The sequence below is a fragment of the Desulfobulbus oligotrophicus genome (assembly GCF_016446285.1).
GTDB lineage: Bacteria > Desulfobacterota > Desulfobulbia > Desulfobulbales > Desulfobulbaceae > Desulfobulbus > Desulfobulbus oligotrophicus.
Window position 1 is genome coordinate 333,931 of record NZ_CP054140.1, and the last position, 17,597, is coordinate 351,527.

Here is a 17,597-nt window from a genome sequence, read left to right on the forward strand (position 1 = left end):
CAGGAGAACACCATGGCACGACTGGGTTCACAGGCCAAGGCCGGCTTTTATCCGACACCGGAGAGCGTCTGCGGCCAACTCAAACAACTGCTCGATATTGAAGACGGCGCCCGCATTCTCGACCCCTGCTGCGGCCAAGGACAAACCCTTGCCGCACTGGCACAAGGTTCCGGCGCCATCACCTATGGTATTGAACTGGATCATGATCGGGCCACCGAGGCACGGCAACGAATTGACCATCTGCTCTGGGGCGACGCCCTGGTGGAGATGCGGATCTCGCCCGGCGCCTTTGGCCTGCTTTATCTCAATCCACCCTATGACTACAGTCTGGAACCGGAGGCTCAGGCCCAGCGACTGGAAGCGCTCTTTCTCAAACGCTTCCAGGAGACCCTGCACAAGGACGGCCGGCTGGTGCTGGTTGTCCCCTATACAGTGCTGGCCGCCTGTGCGCCGATTTTGGCCCGGCATTTTAACGACCTTCAGGTCTACGCCTTTCCGGAAGAGGAATTTCACATCTTTCACCAGTGTCTGGTACTGGGGCGGAAACGCTCGCTGGTGACTAAGGCCAAGGCGGCCAAGGCGGAGCAGGAGTTAAACTGCATCGCCGGCGTGGCGCCGGAGATCTTTCTGGCCACGGCTCCGCAGTTGGCAAGCTGTACGGAACGGCTGGCAATACCTGCGCCCAAACATCCCTGCACCTTCCGGTGCAGCCGGATCGATCCCCGGGAAGCGATCCCCCTGGTCCGCAAGAGCGGGCTGTTGGCGGATCTGCTCACCCACGATCTGGCGCCCGGACAGTGCCACTCCATCCGGCCCTTGGCGCCGTTGAAAAACGGGCACCTGGCCCTGATGCTCGCCGGCGGTTACATGAACGGCGAGATCGAGATGGACGGTCACCGGCTGGTGATCAAGGGCGTTGTCCACAAGACGGAAAAAATCCATTCCATCGCCGAGAACAACAGCGGTGACACCATGGTCACCACCCGTGACCTGTATCAGCCAACGGTCAAGGCCATCGACATGGCGAAGGCCGAGATGCTGATCATCCGCTGAATTTTTTGAATTTCATCGCACCAACCCATAGGGGGAGTCTTCCCCGGTGGGGATGTCTCCCTCTTTTTTTCAGGAGGCATCATGCACGATTATCTCACCATCCGCAGCAACGGCTTTGTCACCTACTGCGACGGCCTTATCGCCAGCATCGAGGCGGATCAGGCGCGGGCTTATCTGCTCAGTCTGGTCGGTAGCCCGGCCCAGATCCAGGCAACCTCGGCCCACTTCTACAACGGCGGCTTCAGCCGGATCTCCGGGATCGAACCCACTCCGTTGGAGTTGGGACGCACCCCGGGAACCATCCGCTCCATCCGGGCGCGGAAGATCGGCGATGTGGTCAACAAGGTGCTGATCAGCGCCGAACAGTTCGAACGCAAAGCCCAACATGCCGAAACCGCCTGCTCGGTCATCGTCTTTGGCGAGGACATGCCAGCAGTCAAACAGCAGGCCTATCACCGTTTGGACAACAGTACCACCATGCCGCTGAAACCCCAGTGGCATGACTGGTTATGGGACGAGGTCTTGCAACCGGAGCGGCTCTACTCCTTTGGTAATCTGCAACTGCGGCAGGCCTGGAAGATCAGTTGGCAGGAGGAGGAGTTGGAAGAACGGATACTGGAAGGGATCCGGCAAGGCTATCTCGGTTAATCAAACACACAACAACCCGATCAGGGGAGGCATCCGCTCCCCTGAAGGGGATCGTCTGCCTTCCCCATGGAGAACAGACGATGGACATCCCTTTAAGCGACTTTCTTGACCAGTGGGGCGAAGTGCTCAAGTCCCAGGTCATCACCACCATGCACCCGGTCTATCAGCCCAAGGCGGAGGATCAGTGGGATGCACAGGCCCGCGAACAACTGGGCCAACTCAAGCGTACCCCGTTTGAGGCCCAGATCCGATGCGGCATCCTGCCGATTGCCCGAACGCTCTACAAGGAGGACCGCAAAGGCGCCTTCCTGGTGGGCGAGATGGGAGCGGGTAAGACGATCATGAGCCTGGCAGTGGCCGCGCTCGATCCCAAGCCGGCCAAACGCATCCTCATTCAGTGCCCCGGTCATCTGGTGCGCAAGTGGATCCGGGAGGCGGAAGCAACCCTTGCCGGCTGCACCTGCATCAACCTCAACGGCCGGGATATGACCTTATTACTCGATCATAAACAGAAACCTGCACAACCACGGGGCACCGAGATCTGGGTGCTGGGCAAGGAGCGGGCCAAGCTGCACTACCAGCGCAAACCCGGCCTCATGGTCCGGCAAGGGGCAACCTGCTGCCCGGACTGCGGTGCTCAGGTCTTTATGCATCTGAGCGACCCGGCCCCGGTCTGCGAACATTGCCAGGCCCGGATGTGGTCAGCCGACGGTGAACGCAACCGGCGCTATGCCAAGGCCGAGTTCATCAAACGCTATCTCCCCAAAGGCTTCTTTGATCTGGTCATCCTTGACGAGGTGCATGAACTCAAGGGAGGCGGCACTGCCCAGGGTCAGGCGATGTCCTGCCTGATCGCCCGTTCCCGCAAGGTGCTTGCACTGACCGGAACCCTCATGGGTGGGTTTGCGCGTGATTTATTCTACCTCCTCTGGCGGATGTTTCCCCGGCAGATGGTGCAGGCCGGTTTCGAATACGGCCGTACCCTCGGTTTTGCCGAACGCTATGGGGTGGTGGAGCGCACCTACAAGGCCGATGATCTGGGCCCGGACTGGAATCAGGCCAGCATCGGCCGCAAGACCGGCAAGGCCCGGATCAAAGAGGCGCCGGGGATTTCCCCCCTGCTGCTTCCGGATCTGCTCCTGGAGCGTTCCGCCTTTGTCCGGCTGAACGACGTCAGCCAGGCCCTGCCCGATTATGAAGAAATCATCGTCACCACTCCGATGGATGACGCGCTCCAAACCCATTATTTCGAGCTCTCCAACACCCTGGTCGCTGCCACCCGCAAGGCGCTGGCCTGCGGCGACATGCGACTGTTGGGCAAGATGCTGCAAAGCCTCTTGGCCTATCCGGATGGCTGCCGCTTCGGCGAACGGGTCTATCTCGAACGCGGCGGCGTGGAGGAACTGATCGCCTCGGCTCCGGCCCTGGAGATCAACCTCCTGGCCAAGGAAAAGCGGTTATTGGAGATCCTGACGACCGAACGCAAGCAGGGCCGCAAGGTGGCGGTCTTTCTTGAACACACCGGCACCCGTGACCTGGTGCCCACCCTGGTGGACAAGCTACACCACCATGGTTTTGTCCCTTTGGTACTCCGGGGGCAGGCGGTCAAACCGGAACAGCGGGAAGACTGGCTCAAAGAAAACCTCGCCACCGGCCAGTACGACTGCCTGCTCTGCAACCCCAACCTGGTGAAGACCGGTCTGGATCTGCTCGACTTCCCGACCATCGTCTTTTTCCAGTGCGGCTATTCGGTGTTCACCCTCAGACAGGCCAGCCGCCGTAGTTGGCGGATTGGCCAAAACCTGCCGGTCCGGGTCTTCTACCTGGCCTATGCCGAAACCATGCAGGACAAGGCGCTCAGCCTCATGGCCCAGAAGATGGAGACCTCGCTCGCGGTTGAAGGCGAACTCTCGGGTCAAGGCTTGGCAGCCCTTTCCGAATCGGAGAACAGCATGTTCTACGAGCTGGCCAAGGCCCTCACCGGCCGGCAGCCGGTGGAGGATGTCAACACCGCCTGGAGCAGGTATCGCCAGCGGGAACTTGCCTCGGTGCTCGATCTCGATGAGCCCGAAAGTGTGACCGCCACCGAGGAGACCCGGGTGACCACCACGACCACCATCAGTTCCCCCGATGGGCAGACCGCCATGGTCCGCCACGAATTGGTGATCAGGGGTCGGGTCTATCTCCGGGGCAACACAGCGGTGGCCTATGTGGACGGCAACCGCTTCCGGATGCAAGCCGGGGTAATCTATTGGCAGGATCGTCGGATCGGCAGCTATGACCGTCAGGGTCATGGTGAGATCAACCGCAAACCCATTCGTCTCTACAAGCCGCCCCACCTTGGCCATTTCGTCTTGGCCGAGGTCCGCCAGGCTGCTTGAACACTTTTTGAACTCAAAACCCTGACGGGGCACACTGCCCCAATGGGCTGTTGTGCCTCGTCCATAGGAGGCACACATGCTCTACATCAAAGATCTCTGCGGCGTCTATCAGCCCGCACCCAAGGAGACCATCCTCTCTGAAGCTCGTAAGCTCAGCGGTTATCAATTCCGGCGTGGGACTGCGATTCTGTCGCCCACCGCTGCCAAGGAGGCCATCGGGCTCAAGCTCACCGGCCTGGAGCATGAGGTGTTCGGTTGCCTGTTTCTCAACAGCCGGCACCAGGTATTGGCCTGGCGGGAGATGTTTCATGGCTCGATCAATCGCAACTCGGTCCATCCCCGCGAGGTGGTCAAGGAGGCACTGGCGCTCAATGCAGCGTCGGTCATCATTGCCCATAACCACCCCTCCGGCGGCATCCAGCCCAGTAAGGAAGACCTGGAACTCACCCGCACCCTGACCGAGATCCTCAAGGTGATCGACGTACGGGTGCTCGATCATCTGATCGTAGGCGATGAGATCCTCTCCCTTTCTGAAACCGGTCATCACAGCGCATGACACCCATTGGGGACGACCCGATGGGTGTCCCCTGCACTCAAAGGAGCAAAACCATGAACGATCAAAAAATATCCATCTACGAAGAAATCACCACCAAGATCATCACCGCCTTGGAAGACGGCGTCAATCCCTGGGCCAAACCTTGGCAAACGGTTCATTACGGACCGTTTCGTAATGCGCTCACCAATCGGCCCTACCGAGGGATGAACGTGCTACTGCTGAATCTGATGGCCCTGGCCCGAGGGCATGTCGATCCCCGCTGGCTCACCTTTCGCAACGCTGAGCAGTTGGGCGGCCATGTGCGCAAGGGTGAAAAAGGGGCATCCATTGTCTTCTGGAAGTTCCTGCCCGCCAGGGACCGGGACGGCGATGCGGCACCCGATGCCCTCACCGATGACCAACAGGAGCGCAAGCTGATCCCCTTTGCCCGCAGCTATACGGTGTTCAACGTGGAGCAGTGCGAGGGGCTGGACCTACCGCCGTTGGTTAAAGAAGAAGCACCAGATGCGGATGAATGCAACCAACTGGCGGAGCAGATCCTGGCCCTGCCGATTCTGAAGCATGGCGGTAACAAGGCTTGCTATCTGCCGGGTCCGGATATGGTGCTACTGCCGCATCGGTCCAGCTTCGAGCATAGTGATTTCTATTTCAGCACTGGATACCACGAGATTTGCCACTGGTCAGGTCATCGTGACCGGTTGAACCGGGTGTTCGGCACCCGTTTCGGTGATCTCGACTATGCCTTCGAGGAACTGGTGGCCGAGATCGGTGCGGCCTTCCTCGGTGCCCACACCGGCATCCCCTTTGAGACCATGCGTCATCCGGAGTATATCCACCACTGGTTGCAGATCCTCCAGGGTGACAGCAAGGCTATCTTCACCGCCGCTGCCAAGGCCCAGCAGGCCGCTGACTTTGTCCTCGACAAGACCGGGATTATGTGTGTTCAAGAAGAACCGCTGCCGGCGGCAGCATAGGAAACAACGCTCAAGAAACGAAGAAAACCCAGCAACGCAAACGGCTGCTCCGACCATAACGGTTGGGCAGCCGTTTTTTGTTTCCGTCTTAACGGGTCAAGAAAGGCAAGAAACAGGGCCTTCGGCAAGAAAGAAGAAACGGCGTGATGGAAGAAACGAAGAAACAGGTTGCTGAAGACAAGGTCTCCTGGAGATATCATGAAAAACGGTGGGCCTCAGGTACACGAGCGCAGTGAGTGTCCATCTACAGATCATGGTTGGTCACCCGACTCGGGTTCCCAGTAAGGGAGCGTGGATTTCCCTGGTTTGTCAATAATGAACGCTACACTTTGTGCAGCCCTAGTCACCGCCACATATAACTTCGCTGCCGGGATCGGATCCAGGTATGTGCCGGTCTGCACGAAATACGTGATGCCAGAGGTCGGTGCGATCAAAACTCGATTGAAGGTCATCCCCTTCGCGAGTCGGAAATTTATGTACTCAAGGTCGAAAGCCTTCCCAGAGTTAGCACTGTCCCGCAGGCACTGCGGACGGAATCGCCTCAAATACTCGCCGACATGTGCGTGACGGAGGAGGAATACGCCGTCATGCCCGGTTACTTTCTCATTCACCGACTTTGTACATGGAAATGACCAACTGGCGTCGAAGATTGTGTCAGAGAACTCTGCGATCTTGGGATGGCAACGCCACGTGGTTGTATTCTCGGTGATCGACAGCACGCCGAGCGCCTCGCGTTCCCGAAACCAATTCACGGCCTCAGCATATGCGTACTTTTTGTTCTTGCCGCTTCGTGGATTTGTGGAGAGCACTGCCTGTCGGATATCCCCGACCATCCGTACCTCCGCCGCCGAGCTGAGAAGTACATCTACAATTTCCCAATCGTGGCCACTCAGGTCTTGAACTTCGTCGATGAGAATTTCGTCGTAAATACACTCAATCCTGCGCAAGAGCGCGCCCTTGCTGGCTCCGACCAATTCATGCGCCAAGCGTCCCAGCTCGGATCTGTAGACACACCCGTGCGCGTCAAGAAAACGATTTCGACCCTTGGCCATCCGGTGTGGTTCGCCTTCAAAGTTAAAGCCGCAAACCCTCTCGCCGGCGAACATAAAGGGCAAAAATGGCCGCGCAAACTCGCGCAGCAGAAAAGTAAACCAACCCATGACGACAATGTTTGGGCGATCACCCGCGTACTTCGCAAGACGGCTGCGCAATTCGGACTGGTTGGCTTGCGTGTACGTTAAGACCAGTGCACGTCGATCGTGTGGTAGTGAGGCACAGTGTTCGACGATGCCCTGCGTCTTGCGAGACCCAGCAACTGCGAGCATGATGAAGTTAGCCATGGATAAACGTCGCCGCGTCGTCCATATACTTTGGAGGAATTATTTGCTGTTGAGCGCTGGCGATGCGAAGTGCTGTCTCCGTCTTTTCTCGCTTCATCCATACTGCCAAGTTGGCCGCATCGCTAACGCCAAGAACCCTCCTGAGCACCTCCTCTTCATTATGGTAGAGCAACTGCGGTTCGAGGGTGTGCCCACGAGACGGGACGCCAATGAAGAGTTCGCGTCTCCCTGCGACCAACCATGTCTGAAGTGAGGTACGCAAATCATCCGGTTCAGCGCCGTCATTGTCCCGAATGGCTGCTACAGTCTTGTCGAGCGCAGCACACAGCTCCAAGCAACGGCCTAGCGACAGTCCGCGCATACTGAGCACATCGATGCCCAGCGCCATCGGGCGCTTTCCGTATTTGTCTTCAAAGATACGCTCAAAAAGGATCTCGTCGGAAGGGCCTTCGACTAGCACGATCTTGTTCGCCAAGACCATTCGAAGTGTGTCGTATCCGGGAAGTTTCTGAAAATAGCCGACCGTGCCTGAATCCAATTCTGACAGCTTGCGGGGGATATCGCCTCCGAGCAACTGGAGGAAGTCTAGCCCGAGGCGATTGAGCACGAATGAACTGTGGGTTGTAACAAATAGTTGCTGATGTTCGCCGGCAAGCGACTCGATGCGAGAGAGGAGAGTCGTGAGGCTCGTATGGGACAGATGGTTTTCGGGCTCCTCGACCATGACGAAGGACGCGCGCTCGGAATGACGGCTCATGGCTAGAGAAATCTTGATTGCCGCCTGCTGACCCTGCCCTGACATCGAAAACGGCACGTTGCTAACGTGTGGTATTATCGCCCCTTCCCAGGATGTTCGCGTGCTTTGATCCATCTCGAGGGTGATCGGCTGGTTATGCAGACCTGCGTGCGTTTTAGTCATTCGATCGTTGACACTCTTCAAAGCACCAGCGGACATTGACGCCTTGATTTCGCGATATGCGACGGATATCGCGGCGCGTTCGTCTGGCTGAAGGCCATCGTTTAGAATGTGTCTCATGTGGTAGTCGACACCGCTAGATGATCGAACCGTCCGCGAGTCTATTATCGCTGTCGCTAACTGCTTTGGCCGACTTGTAATGACGCAATCGGCGAACGAGCGCCAATCGATCATGTAGTACTCAACAGGCAGGATATTTGACGCCCTCTTTATCCATTCTTCAAGTTCAGCACCATAGTCAGGGTTTGGCAGCACGCGCATCGTTATGCCTGGGCATGCGTTAGTTGGCACTTCGCTATTGATCGCACCGCATAACTGCTGCAGTTCATTACGATTATCAAGGTACAGTTCAATGCGAATCTCAGGCCACGGAGCTCGTTTACCAGCGGCCCGATTCCGGACGAAGTCCTTGATTAGTTCAGTGTTGAACCAATACGGGTTGAGCTCTTCGGTGGCTGTACGCCCATTAATGCGCCCAGTCAAGGCAAGGGCGATTGCCTCCATCAAAGTTGACTTGCCGCTCTCATTGGCGCCAACAATGAGATTAAGGCGTTGATTTGGCTCGAAGATGAGATTCTTGTATATCCGGTAGCCTTGAATCTTTACTTTTGTAATCAAGGTATACCTCCAATGTCTAGATCCACTACTTGAATCTGAAGTTAATAGTTATGGGGCAAAACCGGCCCAAGTGATGTTCGACCAACTTTCCGAACATTTGACCAGCAGGAGCCAACAAAAAAATAATATAATATCAAAATGATGTCTGGTTGAGAAACAAGGATTCCGCCTAAATGACAAAGTCAAAAGACAAACCGCTCTTTTCTGCCGAGCGGTGAGCTGCGTTTCGGAGTCTAGTCCCTCGACGAGCTGCTCGAGATCCGCTGTGGTCATGGGTTTTATCCGAGCTCCTTCCGCATCATCGCTTTTCGCGTTGTTGCTCCTGGTTACTCCACCAATTCATGGACAAAGACACCCTTCTCCGTCCCAAGAGCACGGGCGGCCTGTGCAACCATCGAGTGATGGGTAAAGACCAACACCTGAGTTTTCTGCGCAAAGTCGGCGAGGACCTCGAGACAGGCCTTGCTGCGCTTGTCATCGAAACCGACCATGATGTCATCGACCACGAAAGGCACAGGATCCTGATGGTCCCGTTGCAGTTCCATGGTGGCGAGTCGCAAGGCCAGGAAGAGCTGGTCACGGGTGCCATCGCTCATGCCATCGACACTCACCTCGGCCTTGTCGGCGCGAACGCCGAGTAGCACTGGCTTGCCGTTGTCATCGACCTCATCGCGAAGGCGCGAAAAGGAGCCCAGGGTGAGCTTTGCGAACAACTCGCCGGCTCGCCTGAGAACCGGCGTTTGATTATTCTGGCGGTGGCGTTCCATCTGCTCCTCGAGAATGAGGCGAGCTATAGTGAGCCGCAGATACTGCTCCGCATTGGGGACGATACCGGCTAGCAACTGCTCGGCTCGTTCCGCGGCCTCGGCAGCTTTCGACGAGCCATCCAGAGCCTGGATCTGGACGAGCAGAGCCTGCCTCTGGTCCCGCTTGGCATCTCGCCGGCTCGCCAGGTCGGACAGTCTGGCATCGAGCTGCGACAGATCGTCGCCCACCTGGTCCACGTCTAATTCTTGGGCTTCTTTTTCCAACTCATCGATGCTGTGCCCCTCACCTGACTGATGGAGCTGCTGCTGAAGAGTCTCGAGACGAGAGATCAGCTGGCGTTTCTGGCACGAGTGCTCCTCGACTGGAGCCAACTCCTCATCGGACGAAACTCCTGCTTCGATCCGCAGGGCGGCAAGATTCTGCTCGGCAAGCAGGATGTCCTGGTGAGCCTCGGCGACCTCCTCTTCCAGCTCGCTAATCTGAGCTCGAAGTTTCTGCAAGCTGGCGGCATCGGCCTGAGCCTTGCCAAGTCGCTTGACCAGACTCTGGGTTAATTCCGCTGGAGTTTGTTTTCCCACCTCGAGGCAAATCCGCTGCACAAGCTGGGCCACTGCTGCAGTAAAGCGCTCCTCGTCTTTGTCCATGCCATAGATTCGCTTGTGGGCGGTGTCGGCATCTTTGAGCTCCCTGAACAGCTCCTCGAGCTTCTCAATTGTCGCGAGGGCAAGCTCAGGATGAGGTTTTGTCCCAAGCCCCAGCCCTTCGACAGCCTCGGCCCAAGTTGCTCCCCAGCTTTGCAGGTCGTCATCGGCAAGGCGCAGAGTATCCGTCGCACCCTTGAGCTGTACCTCGAGCTTTTGCAACGAAGCCTTGAGTTCACCTTTACGCCTAATTGCAGTTTCCTGCTGGCTGACGAACTGCTCGCATCGGGCAAGGAGCGACTCGAGTTCGTCCGCCTTAGATTCTTGCTGCTGGCCGAGCTTCTCAAGTTCGGCAGAGAGTGCCTCGATGTGTGAAGTCAGAATGGCTTCCAGCGACCGGACTTCTGCCCTTGCCCTGTCAAGCTGTTCAGCCTTCTGCAGAAGCTGCTCCACACGCTGCAGCCACTCCTTCATTTCCTTGGGAGTACCGACCTTGTCTGCGATCCCGCTCCACACAGCTTGCCAGGCGTTCTCGAGCTGGGCACGGGCGGTTACCAATTCACTCAGCTTGCCGTTGAGCCCGGAAAGAACCTCTGTCCTGGTTTGGATTTGGGTCTCCAGCGATGCCCGTTCGTGAACTCTCTGGGCATCATGTCGAAGCCTGTCACCGACGTCGTCGGCTGCCAACACGGCCTGCTCGTAGGCGTCTGGGAGATTCTTGCTCCCCGCGTACTTCACAGCAGCATCCCCCGGGTCCACCACCCCGTCCACGTACGTACCTCGAATGAGCCTCCATCCCTGCTCCCGGTGACCGCGGGCTGCAAGGAGATCTTCGAGGGAGGGGACTTCGCTTGAGCGAAGCAATATCTTCAGACTCTCCTGGTGATGGTCTAGCTCCTGTTCGGCCTCGACCTTCCGACGGGTGGTCTCGCGAGTCTGCTCGTCCAGTTGATCGAACTTTTTCTCGAAACTATCCAAAACAGCCTTCTCAGGCATGGCTCGCCTGGCCAGCGCTTCGAGAGTGCCGTCGAACCTGCCCAAACGGGACAGCTCGACGGAGCAAGCATCTTCCTGCTGATCCGCCGCATCGCGGGCCTTGCGGAGCATCTGCGCCAGATCACCTGACTTGCGGGCAGCCAGGACAGCGGCCTTGAGCGAGGCCACGTCCTTGCCAGCTCCGGGCACGGCCTCGAGTTGCTGCAGAAGACTGGTCTTTTCATCGGCCAGCTCGCGCTGCTTGGCCACGATCTGGCTAGCCTTTTGCTTCAAAAGGCTCCATTCCTGCGCAAGCCCAACGATCAATTTCTTTTTGTTGAGAAGTGGTTTCATGGTCTCGACGGATTCGAGGTCGAGGTCTGGGCGGATGCTCGTGAGCATGGCTTGGGCCGCGTTGCGGTGCTCGCGACGCTTGGCATCCTGTACTGGTTTGTCTTTGACCGACTTTTGAAAAGCGCCAAGCTGAAGCTGCAGATCCTCGATGGCCTCTTGATTCTCTAGCAATCCCTGAGGAACTTCAAGCCCTTCAGCCTCCTGTCTCACCCTGTCGAGCTTGGAGCTCGCCTTCTGTAGCCGCTCCCTGGCCAGGGACCGCTTATCCAGGGATGCTTGTCGACGGGAAGCGAAGTCTTCGGGGAGCAGCACCACGTCACCCAGGGCGGCCTGGCGATCGAGCAAATCGCGGCGCTCGGCCAGGGGACCAGTCACCCTTCTGAAGCGCTCGAGCTTGCTCTTGCTGCGTCGTGCCTCGGCGATCTCTTCGTCGATATTGGCAACGATCTCCTCTGCTTCCTTCAAAGACTTCTGAAGTTCCTTCCACTCCCTCACAGAGACCGATTCGTGCTTTTCCTCTCGCCTGGCTTCCTTCAGCTTCACGGCGGCGTCGTTGATGATCTGGTTCTGGCCCCTGGATTTGAACAGTTTGTCCGCTTCGGAAGCCAGTTCGCCGAGCAGGTCGGTCTTCCCCTGGGTGCCCAGCGCGGCACCGAACAGGGACTTTCCGAGATCGCCGCTCTGTTCGAGGATGGCCTGGCCACCCTGCACGAGCCCAGCGTGATCGATGCCGTGAAGCTGAGAGAAGAGTTTCTCATCAAGCCCCGGCAACAGCCTGCTCAAAGTATCGTCGCCAATGGGCTGTTCGGTATCGGCACTGAGCAGGGTACCCTTGTTGCCCTTGCGCCTCACGCAGGCGATTTCCTTACCGTCCGAGGTCTCGAGTACACCGCCCACCCGAAGCTGCTTGTGGTCGTGAACAAAATTATCCGTAGAACGGGCGTCGATGCCAAATAGCCAGGCCTTGAGCGCCCGCAGTGTTGAGCTCTTGCCCGCCTCGTTGGGGCCATGAACCACGTGCAGACCGGGCTTGCCGTCGCTCAGGTCGAGGGACTTTTTCGTGAATGGACCAAAGGCCAGCAAGTCGAGGCGCTTAATTTTCATGATTCACTCCCTGTCTCCAGAAGTTTGCCAAGGAGCAACTCCTTAGCTTCTTGGATAAGCCTCGCAATGACCTCCTGGTCGTCAATTCGCAGCCCGTCCTCCGCGAGAAACACCTCTGCAGGGAGCTTTTCCCTGAAAGCGGTCAGGACTGTGTCGAGACCTCGCACTGCGCTTGGCACCTCCTTGACCTCCATAATGCTCTTCGCCAGCCCTCCCAGGGCTCCGTCTCCCGTGAGCACTGCCTCCCGGTCCAGCTTACTGATGGTGGCCACCACCACTTTTTCGATCCACAGACCCTCTCCATGCACTTCGGCGAAAAGCTCCATGAGCTTCTGCCGCAACCATTGGGTCCTACCTTGGAGTTCTGCGTGAACCGGACTTGATCCCACGAAGCGTATCCGGGTGGCAACAATACGATCTTCGGCACTATCAAGAACCTCCTGCAGGGCCTTGCTGGCGCTATCCAGCACGCCCTGCATGCTGCTCACTGTGCCAAGGTCCACATCACAGTTTGCCCAGCGAACCACGTCCAGCGTCCGATGCTCGACGCTTTTGACCCGACCGTCCTCGACGGAAACCAGGCAGCAACCCTTGGGGCCGGTCTCACGAACATGACGCCCTTGAAGGCTACCAGGAAAGACAATCCAAGGTTCTGTCGAAACCTCCTCGCGTGCGTGTACGTGGCCGAGAGCCCAATACTGGTAATCCCTGGCCCGCAGATCGTCGAGTTTGCACGGGGCGTAGGCCGCATGGCCCTCGCGGCCATCGAGGCTCGTGTGCAAGAGGCCGATGTTGAACATCCCTGGCTTTGCCGCGGGGAAGCCAACGGCAAGGTTCTCTTCGACGTGCTGCTGGCTAAAACTTTGGCCGTGTATGGCGACCTCGAGGTCGTCAAGAAATTCTGTTTGGGGTTTGTTCGCCGGAAACAGGGTCAGGTTCTTCGGTTTCTCTAACGCTTTGGTGAGCTTGCTCTGGGCGTCGTGATTACCGAGGACGCCAAAGACCCGGATGCCTGCCCGGTCCAGCTCGCCCAGCTTCGTTGCCAAGAAGATCGCGGTGCTGAAGTCCTGCCAGGTGCCGTCGTAAAGGTCGCCTGCGAGTAGCACGAAGGCCACTTTCTCTTCGATGGCCAGTTCCACCAAGTTGTTGAAGGCCGCGCGGGTGGCGCCTCGGAGATCGTTGACGGGTGCTTCTTCATACCTGGCCAGCCCCCGCAAGGGACTGTCGAGGTGTAGGTCGGCGGCGTGCAGGAATTTCATATTGGGCTCCGTTTTATTACTTGATTACGTCCATATCTGGTCTCGCACATATCAACCATGAGCCAGCCTGCCTGCATTTCCGCGGTTCGTTTGGCCCTCAAGAGCAGTCTGGCCGAGAATATTCTTCGGAACAAACCCTGTGATGCTCCGCTGGATGGCCCATTCGATAGTTTTCGGGTCCCTCGCCGCCTCGGTGCAGAGAAATCTCGGGTCTGGTATTTTGCCAACGCGAGCGAGATCAAGCCGATCCCCGTCAAAACAGGTTTGCACCGTGCTGTCGACGTGAGTTTTGGCTTGGGTGTGCAGGCTGCACGCCGTGAAGAGCAGGTCGAACTCGTCATCCGGCAGTTGGTAGTATTTTCCCCGGTACAACTTGGCCAGTTGCGCGCCTCGAGGACCATGTTCCAGATCCTGTCCTTCGGAGAACCTTCGGCTATCATGAAACACCGCAAAGAGCCGTACCACCTGTTTGTTCGCACCTGTGGATTCCGCTAGATGGAGGCCATTTTCGTAGACCCTGGCCCAATGGCTGACGCCGTGGATACCGTTCCAATCCACCTGGAACTGATACTGCACCGCTGTGATGAGTTCGTTTGAGACAATATTGACCATGGAAATCAGACCTGTTGAAGGATGTTGATGGCAATTGGTTAACCAGTCCTGGGGATCTTCCCCTGGTGAAGATGTTTCAGAGAAGTTGCGCCACAAAATAGATGCCTGCGATTGGCAGTATAAATAAAGCCACCATACCCAGGCAGCCTGGATGATTGCCCGGCCTCGTACTCTCCCTTTTCATTTCCTCAAAAAGGATGCAATCCAAGGCAGGGTCGTCATCGAGTAGCCCGTTTGGCTCCTCATACTCATCGTTCATCGAATCCTCCGTGGCAGTTTTGGAATGGCAACCTATCAATTCCCGGTGAAATCATGCTGGGGGTCTGCCGATAACATTTCCCGGTTCAGTGCCCTTCAAATACGCGCTGCGGCCATCATCGCCCATTGCTATCCAGGAGCATGGTCGTGTCGGGCCTCCAAAGAGTGATTCTATCACACAACAATCTTTCCAGAAAAGCTGCCCATCAGTTTTCTCGGTTGGCTCAAACCCCAAGGCAGTCCACTCTTCCAAGAGGGACTTGATATCCAAGGGGTTCATGGCGCCGTCCCGGAAGAGGTGGGCATCGAACCAGACCCGACCGCCGATCAATTGCCGGTGATCCTTCAGGCACTGCTCCCAACCTTCCGGATATTTTTCCCTGATAACAGAAATCGGCACAACAAAATCGATGAATTCAAGGGCGATGGCCATAATCCCTCCCTAACCCGTTATGCAATGCTCAAAATCAGACGCCCGCTTTTTCCTGCGCGTCATAATCTGACTCCTCATAACACATATCCACCTTTTTCCCGCGTCTGAAGGAAGCCAGGTTGGTGGACAGGGAACACAAGGCTTCGCTTAACCCTGCTGCATTGTTGGCATATTTCATGGCTCTGTCCCGCCTTATGCCAATATCGGCGGCGACGCTGACCGCATCGATATTCGCGCCAAGAAAAACAAACTCCCAGGAATACACTTCCTGCTGGTCCCTGATCATCGATTTGATTGTGCTCAAGGAAAACTCCTTGGAGGCGTTTTCTTCGCCATCGGTTTGAATCAGGAAAATAACCTTTTCGGGTCGATCCGATTCGGCCATGGCGCTTAAGCGTTTGCCGGTAGACAGAATAGCTTTGCCAACCGCGTCGAATAAAGCCGTCATGCCACGGGGCACATAGGTGGTCTCGTCCAGATGGCTGACCTCCTGGATGTTGATCGCTTCGCAGTCAACCTCGTAACGGTCGTCAAACTGAACAAGGGTAAAGGTTGCCTCCTCTTCAACTTGTTTTTGTTCATCGACAAAGGTATTGAAGGCTCCGATGACTTCGCTGGTCAGCACTCCCATGGAACCGGATCTATCGAGCACCACGGTGATGTCGCTATAGTTGTATTTCATGCCACCCTCCAGATTCAAATTGTTTTTGGAACTTGCCTGGACAAACGATGCCATGGCCGGTAGGACAAAAAGCAACCCGTGTTGATTTGCTGCCTGCCGATGAGCATTCACCAAGTGCTGGTTCCTGGTTGCGATCAAGCGTTCGTTGCCCTCGATCACTGCGGCTCTCGCTCTCCCGGCCCGATCAGTTGATCCCGGCATCATCTACATCCGCTTTCAATAATGATGTGGTCGCATGTGAGAAGGCACTATCCGTGCCAGATGTGTCACTTCGTTTACATTTACCCCTAACGCTATAAATTTATGTGAAAAATACCCATGCATTCGCCGGCTGCGCGAGTAGTTGCCGCCATAACTCCGAGCTCATCTTTCAAACGTGAAGCACAAAAAAATTGTTATTTCGCAAGAATCTTTGTAGTTCTTGGTGGCTATGAACAATCGACTTCTATTTTGCTGGTTAGGGGCCACAGATCTGAGGGCTGCAAGTGGGCAGGCGGATATTGGGTTGGGGCCAGTCGGCCAGGCTGCACGCTCCAGAGACTACCAGGAAATCATACTGCTGAATAATTGGAACAGGTCTGAGGCCGAGAACTATGTTAACTGGCTGCAAGGCCTGACCTCTTCTCCCATTTCGCTGATCCATGTTGAGCTGTCCGGGCCAACAAAATTCGGTGAAATCTATCAGGCAGCCTCGAAAGCGGTTTCTGCAAAGATTGGTGAGGGTGCCGAGGCGCAATTGGTGTTTCACCTGAGTCCAGGAACCCCGGCTATGGCTGCGGTCTGGATACTGCTGGCCAAGGCCAGGTTCTCAGCCGAACTCATCGAGTCCTCAAAAGACCATGGTGTTCGCGCCGCCTCTGTGCCTTTTGATATTGCCGCCGATTTCCTCCCTGATCTTTTTAGAAAACCGGACAAGCATCTTGAGCGCCTCGCCTCTGGTCTCCCTGAGACCGCTCCAGAATTCGACGATATCATCCACCGTAGCGAGGTGATGCAGCGGATTATTCTCAAAGCTCGCCGTGTAGCGCCACGCTCCATTCCTGTGTTGATCGAAGGCGAATCCGGAACCGGCAAGGAGCTGTTCGCTCGTGCCATTCACGACGCCGGTCCTCGCAAGCATAAACCTTTCGTGGCCATCAACTGCGGGGCTATCCCCTCTGAGTTGGTCGAATCCGAACTGTTTGGTCACGAAAAAGGAGCCTTTACCGGAGCCGTCACTGCACGTGTCGGCCATTTTGAGGCCGCGCACACCGGCACCATTTTTCTTGATGAGATCGGTGAGTTGCCAAAAGAAATGCAGGTCAAATTGCTCCGCACTCTGCAAGAAGGCGAGGTCAGACGGATTGGCGCAGCCCAGCCCAGGAATGTTGATGTGCGCATTATTGCAGCCACCAATCGAAATCTTATCGACGAGGTAGCCGCCGGCTCCTTCCGCGAGGATCTTTTCTTCCGACTGGCAGTAGCAGTAATCAACCTGCCACCTTTAAGGGAGCGCGAAGGCGATCTCAGTCTGTTGATCGATCGTTTCCTGGAGAGAATCAATCGGGAAAGTGAAAGTGAGCCCGGATATAAACACAAAAAAATTTCTGCATCAGCAAGAAATCTTCTCTTGAGACATCCCTGGCCGGGCAATATCCGCGAGTTGCAGAATACGCTCACCAGGGCGGCGGTATGGTCAATGGATGAAGAACTGGTCGAGCAGGATATCCGTGAGGCCTTGCTGCCTGTTCCGGCGAAAGGCCGGATGACTGGCGAAGAAACCATTCTCAACCGCCCATTCACGCTTGGTTTCAGCCTGCCGGAGGTGATGAAGACCGTAGCTGTCCACTACCTCGAAAGAGGCCTCGCCGAACACGATGGCAATAAAACAATCGCTGCGAAAACCCTAGGTCTGCCGAGCTACCAAACCTTGACCAACTGGCTCAAGAAATACGGTCTCGAATAAGTTGGCACGACCGTTGCTTT

At 56.6% G+C, this 17,597-nt stretch carries 13 protein-coding genes and 1 pseudogene; 6 read left to right on the forward strand and 8 right to left on the reverse strand.

Features of this window, described 5'->3' with window-relative positions:
* Nucleotides 1-6 precede the first annotated feature (6 nt).
* The 5 genes and pseudogenes from HP555_RS01520 to HP555_RS01540 form a co-directional block, all read left to right on the forward strand.
* Nucleotides 7-1,053 (forward strand): annotated as a pseudogene (locus HP555_RS01520) (DUF6094 domain-containing protein); the annotation flags it as partial.
* Between the two features lie 81 nt (nucleotides 1,054-1,134).
* Nucleotides 1,135-1,701, forward strand: a complete 567-nt coding sequence (locus tag HP555_RS01525; RefSeq protein ID WP_199263463.1) for a hypothetical protein — start codon at nucleotides 1,135-1,137, stop codon at nucleotides 1,699-1,701.
* A gap of 80 nt (nucleotides 1,702-1,781) precedes the next feature.
* Nucleotides 1,782-4,082: an SNF2-related protein gene (locus tag HP555_RS01530; protein ID WP_199263464.1), complete on the forward strand. Its 2,301-nt coding sequence runs from the start codon at nucleotides 1,782-1,784 to the stop codon at nucleotides 4,080-4,082.
* Between the two features lie 76 nt (nucleotides 4,083-4,158).
* Entirely contained in the window at nucleotides 4,159-4,638 is a 480-nt protein-coding gene (radC, locus tag HP555_RS01535; RefSeq protein WP_199263465.1) for a RadC family protein, read from the forward strand.
* Nucleotides 4,639-4,691: 53 nt separating this feature from the next.
* On the forward strand, nucleotides 4,692-5,612 hold the full coding sequence (locus HP555_RS01540) for an ArdC family protein (RefSeq protein ID WP_199263466.1): 921 nt from the start codon (nucleotides 4,692-4,694) through the stop codon (nucleotides 5,610-5,612).
* 251 nt (nucleotides 5,613-5,863) lie between these two features.
* Here the strand turns inward: HP555_RS01540 and HP555_RS01545 are convergent, their stop codons facing one another.
* The 8 genes from HP555_RS01545 to HP555_RS01580 form a co-directional block, all read right to left on the reverse strand.
* Nucleotides 5,864-6,952, reverse strand: a complete 1,089-nt coding sequence (locus tag HP555_RS01545; RefSeq protein WP_199263467.1) for a UvrD-helicase domain-containing protein — start codon at nucleotides 6,950-6,952, stop codon at nucleotides 5,864-5,866.
* Nucleotides 6,945-8,546, reverse strand: a complete 1,602-nt coding sequence (locus HP555_RS01550; RefSeq protein ID WP_199263468.1) for an ATP-dependent nuclease — start codon at nucleotides 8,544-8,546, stop codon at nucleotides 6,945-6,947. The genes HP555_RS01545 and HP555_RS01550 overlap by 8 nt, the downstream gene beginning before the upstream one ends.
* A 326-nt stretch (nucleotides 8,547-8,872) precedes the next feature.
* Nucleotides 8,873-12,388: a YhaN family protein gene (locus HP555_RS01555; RefSeq protein WP_199263469.1), complete on the reverse strand. Its 3,516-nt coding sequence runs from the start codon at nucleotides 12,386-12,388 to the stop codon at nucleotides 8,873-8,875.
* Nucleotides 12,385-13,647, reverse strand: coding sequence for a metallophosphoesterase family protein (locus HP555_RS01560; RefSeq protein ID WP_199263470.1), 1,263 nt, complete (start codon nucleotides 13,645-13,647; stop codon nucleotides 12,385-12,387). Before HP555_RS01560 ends, HP555_RS01555 begins: the two co-directional genes overlap by 4 nt.
* 51 nt (nucleotides 13,648-13,698) lie before the next feature.
* A complete protein-coding gene (locus HP555_RS01565; protein WP_199263471.1) occupies nucleotides 13,699-14,259 on the reverse strand; it encodes an HD domain-containing protein in 561 nt (186 codons plus the stop codon).
* A 76-nt stretch (nucleotides 14,260-14,335) separates the two neighbouring features.
* Nucleotides 14,336-14,518, reverse strand: coding sequence for a hypothetical protein (locus HP555_RS01570; RefSeq protein ID WP_199263472.1), 183 nt, complete (start codon nucleotides 14,516-14,518; stop codon nucleotides 14,336-14,338).
* 51 nt (nucleotides 14,519-14,569) lie between these two features.
* Nucleotides 14,570-14,950 carry a hypothetical protein gene (locus tag HP555_RS01575; protein WP_199263473.1) on the reverse strand — a complete coding sequence of 127 codons (381 nt, stop codon included), beginning with the start codon at nucleotides 14,948-14,950 and terminating at the stop codon, nucleotides 14,570-14,572.
* Nucleotides 14,951-14,984: 34 nt separating this feature from the next.
* Entirely contained in the window at nucleotides 14,985-15,632 is a 648-nt protein-coding gene (locus HP555_RS01580; RefSeq protein ID WP_199263474.1) for a vWA domain-containing protein, read from the reverse strand.
* Between the two features lie 430 nt (nucleotides 15,633-16,062).
* On the opposite strand from HP555_RS01580, the gene HP555_RS01585 reads away from it, so the two are divergent.
* On the forward strand, nucleotides 16,063-17,577 hold the full coding sequence (locus tag HP555_RS01585; protein ID WP_199264461.1) for a sigma-54 interaction domain-containing protein: 1,515 nt from the start codon (nucleotides 16,063-16,065) through the stop codon (nucleotides 17,575-17,577).
* Nucleotides 17,578-17,597 lie beyond the last annotated feature (20 nt).

Bases quoted from the DNA above. Each gene is read 5' to 3' on its own strand.
- HP555_RS01560 (WP_199263470.1), bottom strand. From the start codon at position 13,647: ATGAAATTCCTGCACGCCGCCGACCTACACCTCGACAGTCCCTTGCGG.
- HP555_RS01540 (WP_199263466.1), top strand. From the start codon at position 4,692: ATGAACGATCAAAAAATATCCATCTACGAAGAAATCACCACCAAGATC.
- HP555_RS01570 (WP_199263472.1), bottom strand. From the start codon at position 14,518: ATGAACGATGAGTATGAGGAGCCAAACGGGCTACTCGATGACGACCCT.
- HP555_RS01585 (WP_199264461.1), top strand. From the start codon at position 16,063: ATGAACAATCGACTTCTATTTTGCTGGTTAGGGGCCACAGATCTGAGG.
- radC (WP_199263465.1), top strand. From the start codon at position 4,159: ATGCTCTACATCAAAGATCTCTGCGGCGTCTATCAGCCCGCACCCAAG.
- HP555_RS01530 (WP_199263464.1), top strand. From the start codon at position 1,782: ATGGACATCCCTTTAAGCGACTTTCTTGACCAGTGGGGCGAAGTGCTC.
- HP555_RS01555 (WP_199263469.1), bottom strand. From the start codon at position 12,388: ATGAAAATTAAGCGCCTCGACTTGCTGGCCTTTGGTCCATTCACGAAA.
- HP555_RS01545 (WP_199263467.1), bottom strand. From the start codon at position 6,952: ATGGCTAACTTCATCATGCTCGCAGTTGCTGGGTCTCGCAAGACGCAG.
- HP555_RS01525 (WP_199263463.1), top strand. From the start codon at position 1,135: ATGCACGATTATCTCACCATCCGCAGCAACGGCTTTGTCACCTACTGC.
- HP555_RS01565 (WP_199263471.1), bottom strand. From the start codon at position 14,259: ATGGTCAATATTGTCTCAAACGAACTCATCACAGCGGTGCAGTATCAG.
- HP555_RS01575 (WP_199263473.1), bottom strand. From the start codon at position 14,950: ATGGCCATCGCCCTTGAATTCATCGATTTTGTTGTGCCGATTTCTGTT.
- HP555_RS01580 (WP_199263474.1), bottom strand. From the start codon at position 15,632: ATGAAATACAACTATAGCGACATCACCGTGGTGCTCGATAGATCCGGT.